The 3,864-nt window shown below is 42.9% G+C and carries 5 protein-coding genes; 1 reads left to right on the top strand and 4 read right to left on the bottom strand.

Annotation, left to right across the window (positions count from 1 at the left end):
• Positions 1 to 83: 83 nt before the first annotated feature.
• Positions 84 to 326 (bottom strand): hypothetical protein, encoded by a 243-nt coding sequence (locus VZ94_RS27340; protein WP_045780574.1) that lies wholly within the window; start codon positions 324 to 326, stop codon positions 84 to 86.
• 769 nt (positions 327 to 1,095) lie between these two features.
• Between VZ94_RS27340 and VZ94_RS19965 the strand changes: the two genes are divergently transcribed.
• Positions 1,096 to 1,335, top strand: a complete 240-nt coding sequence (locus VZ94_RS19965) for a CCDC90 family protein (RefSeq protein ID WP_045780573.1) — start codon at positions 1,096 to 1,098, stop codon at positions 1,333 to 1,335.
• 36 nt (positions 1,336 to 1,371) lie between these two features.
• Here VZ94_RS19965 and VZ94_RS19960 read toward each other — a convergent pair whose 3' ends face one another.
• Genes VZ94_RS19960 through VZ94_RS19955 form a run of 3 tightly spaced genes read right to left on the bottom strand, consistent with a single transcriptional unit; the run spans position 1,372 to position 3,712 of the window.
• Positions 1,372 to 2,817, bottom strand: coding sequence for a DUF1302 family protein (locus VZ94_RS19960; protein ID WP_045780572.1), 1,446 nt, complete (start codon positions 2,815 to 2,817; stop codon positions 1,372 to 1,374).
• 3 nt (positions 2,818 to 2,820) lie between these two features.
• Positions 2,821 to 2,946, bottom strand: a complete 126-nt coding sequence (locus VZ94_RS31210) for a hypothetical protein (protein WP_275575336.1) — start codon at positions 2,944 to 2,946, stop codon at positions 2,821 to 2,823.
• Positions 2,936 to 3,712: an outer membrane lipoprotein-sorting protein gene (locus VZ94_RS19955; protein WP_082081861.1), complete on the bottom strand. Its 777-nt coding sequence runs from the start codon at positions 3,710 to 3,712 to the stop codon at positions 2,936 to 2,938. The genes VZ94_RS31210 and VZ94_RS19955 overlap by 11 nt, the downstream gene beginning before the upstream one ends.
• Positions 3,713 to 3,864: the final 152 nt, after the last annotated feature.

Below are 3,864 nucleotides of genomic sequence, written 5' to 3'. Positions count from 1 at the left end.
TTCAGGCTCAAACTTGTGTTGATTGACTAACACTTGCTTTATTTTCTAGGGAGTTGGTATTTGGATTAAATTCTTCAGTAAGATTAGTTCTTTGAGTGCCGCCAGTAAAAAAGTGCCGTGACCAAAACAAGACCTCCGAAAGCCATAAAAAACAGTCCGGGACCGATACCAGAAAAAACAAACCTATAGAATTTTGATTCAGCAGTTAAATGGTTTCTGCCCTTTTCAACTCCAGCTATGTATAGTTTATATCCGAGATAGGCAAATAATATTCCACCCATATCTACAATAATTCTTTCTAATCCGCGGAGAACCATTATATCCATTGATTACCTGCCCAACGTTCGAGATTAGCACCGCCAACATCGAACCTATGCATACGTTGCTCTATAGTTTTATTAATTAAATAATCAATCCGTAACACCTAAAGTTGAGGCGCGTGCTTGATCGAGGCGTTAGGCTCATGGGAATGACCGATCACTTCTCACCAAAAATGCCGCAGAGTGTCGCAAAACTCTTGTTTGTGTAGCGTTAGTAACACGGTGTATCAACTTCGTTATACACCGTGTTACTAACGCTACACTGATAACATTTTTTGCGGCAACTTGCAAATTTTTTGTTTTAAATCAACACCATCGGACAGTTACGTGGGCTTAACGTAAAGTAGGCCCCTTTTTAGGGGCCACAGATTACACACTAATCGGTGTGTTTTCCGATTCGTGCTTATTGTTTTTTAAGGATATTATTATACATCTCAGTTGTTAGCAACCTTTTTGTTAGTATGAATTATACACCGATAAATCCCCATCTTAAGCTGCTTAATTCAGTTAAAAGATAGACTAAACGTGAAGTATTACAGCATTCATACTGAAAAAACTTATGCGCAATCGATAGGCACTTTATTGACTCGCGCAAAAGTGCCTACGAGATTATCAGGCTAATACAGAACCCGTAGTAAGTTCATCAATACCTAAAGGTTGTACAGTGTCGATTGCTAAACAACCTTACAAGTTGACACACGCACACACCACCATTATGCTGCCACAGTCCGTCACAGCTTATGTGGCGCCATGCTAATGTTTAACGGGCTACGGTATGACCACTATCACTTTCGATACATTGCAATTAGTAGACAAGCTCAAAGCAGCAGGCATTCCACAGGAGCAAGCCGAAGCTGTAGTGCGCACTATTGCCGAAGCGCAGACGCAATTAGTCACTAAAACTGACTTAGATATTGCCTTAGCACCGCTCAAAACTGACCTAGCCGTTCTTAAATGGATGATGGGGGTTATGCTTGCCGGTATTGTATCGCTAGTACTTAAAACGTTTTTTTAAACGAAAGCAACTGGCAAAGCTGGTTTAACTCATTCCCTAATTTGAATAACTAATCGTAAACCCCAGCCGCACGTCTTTATCTAAAATCGCAAACGAGGAGTTTTTATCAGCAAACGTCGTGATGACTTGGGTTAATAGCGACCAGTGGTCGTTAACGCTATATGACACGCTGCCGCTGATTAACACCCTATCACCGTTTAACGAGCCGTTCATCGTGGACGACAACACCCAGTTGTTATTGTCAAAGCTATGGCTATAACGCATTAGCCAACTGCCGAATAAATCATCATTAGCTGAGGTTTCATTGGCGCGTAACGACTCATCTAAACCTGGAAAATGTCTGGCTAAGGCGGACAAGCTAATGCTTTGTTGATTGCTTAGCGCATATTCAAATCCGGCGGAGAAACCGAGCTGCTCGCTACGCACGGAGCTGGCGTGGCTGAATACATAATCACCGCCAGGAGCAACCAAAGTGTCCGCTAATACGCCGTGACTAAACGCCAAATCCAATTTTAACAATAACTTACCTATCGCGCGGTTAGCACTAGCACCTAATAGCCAATAAGCATTATCGTTGGCTTTAGCGACTGACAAATCTGGCGCAACTTCATAGCGTAACGGATTTTCAAATAAATACGCCGCCATTACGGCTAAATCGCTGTGCTCAATTGACCATTGCCAACGCGTACCAAATTCAAACCGGGTTTTATCGTCAGGTCCTGTTAATGGCACCGATACCGGAACATAAGCGGGGCTATTGATACGCGTATTTGGATTAAATTGCGGGTCGAAATTTATAAACGACGATAAGCGTTGTTGTTCGTCGCCGAAGAAGTCCCACACTAATAGCCATTGGTTTAATCGTGCGTCTTCGATTTCAATAATGCTTAAATCCCTAAATTCGGTGGTATTTAACGTATCTAAAATCGAATTACCTTCCGCCTCGCCCCAGACAATGGTTTGTCTACCGAGTTTAAACGTATGTTTGTCTAAATTTTTTGTTAGATAAAATTCATTTAATCTTGCCTCAAGCTCATCAACGCGGCCTTCCATATCAATCGATTGATTAGGCGACCCATGCTCATAATCGCTAGGCCAATACAGTTTAGCTTGTGCGCTGGCTTGAAAACTCCAGCCGGCTGCAAACAGGTTTTGATATTTAATGTTTAAATTTAAGCGATTGTCTTCAATCGTCGGTGTTTTTTCGACACCTGACGCCGTGACATGATGGTGAATTTGGCTATAAACCTGCTGGTTTAGCTTAAAAGTGAATTTTTTGGCAAGATGTCGAGTATAAAAATCCGCTTCAGGCTCGGGTTCTGTTTTGCTTAACTGTTTTGCGGGCTTAATATCAGCCGAAAACTCCTCGTCTAATTGCAGCATATCACTGCTGCTATCAGACGCGGACTTAGGCAAAACGTCTTCGGCGTGTATTGACAGGGCTACTATCAATAACGGGGCGGCAGTCCATTGTATCCGCATGGGTTAGCGAGTGACTTGCGCCCTCAACTCGGCTAACGTGGTTTCTCTAAACGCGACGTCGGTTAACGTGCGTTGGGTTAAAAAATCGCTAGGAATCTTAACACCGGTGTCAATTTCGCTACGAATCATGTTGGATAAGCGATTCGTAACTAGATTCATCATGGTTTGTGAGCGCGCCGTCCAAACACCTTTTTATTTCATCGACTTTAGACGTTATCATGCGTTTAATTTCCTTATTGTTTTTATCATACATTTCCGAGCGCAAACTGACATAACGTTCTTTATCGACATATAACACGGTGCGGGCATAACGGGTTTTCTTAGCACGTTCAGCGTTAGGCACTGTTTCTATTTTCCAAACCGGCCTACCGGCTTCGGTCGCCTCGCCGAGTAAGGTAATCGTATATTCATCTAGCTTACCTGGGTCAGTATCTTCGGTAGTAAATTCCGAACCAAACAATGACGCAGGCTCAGAGTCATCCTCTGAATTACCGCTAGCAATACGTTTTACCCGACCTAACGCGGATAAATACAACCAAGTTTCGTTATCTTTACCGGCCTCGTCATAAGTGTAATTCAACATGCCTACGCCTTTTTCTATCGCTGGCTCTAACACGACAGTGACTGATTTAGTATCTTTACGGTTAACGCCATCGTTAATACCAACGGCTTCCAGTAATTTCACCCTAGGCTCTTCTACGCAAGTAATTCTTTTATCTTTAATCCCGTATTGGCAACTGGATAATTTAGATTTCACAAACGCCGAATCAGTAATACTGCGCTGGAAATCAGTCATCTTATCCAAGATTTCGCGGCCTGTAGGCTCAGCATGAGTCAATGGTGCGGCTAAGCACAACATCAACAACCAAGTTTTATTTAACAATATTTTCTTCATTCTTTAATCACTCACAACATCACTAAGATGTATTATTTAACTTGAATTTTTCTGCAAGTTACCCGGAACCCAAATCCCGTTTGCCGCGCCGAGCACCGCAGGTTTTTCTGGGATTAGCCCGATAGGGGCGCGGCATGGACGCCGCGCGCCGA

The sequence above is a fragment of the Methylocucumis oryzae genome (assembly GCF_000963695.1).
Taxonomy (GTDB): Bacteria; Pseudomonadota; Gammaproteobacteria; order Methylococcales; family Methylomonadaceae; genus Methylovulum; species Methylovulum oryzae.
The sequence above is the reverse complement of the archived record's forward strand: the minus strand, read 5'-3'. Positions and strand labels throughout refer to the sequence as shown.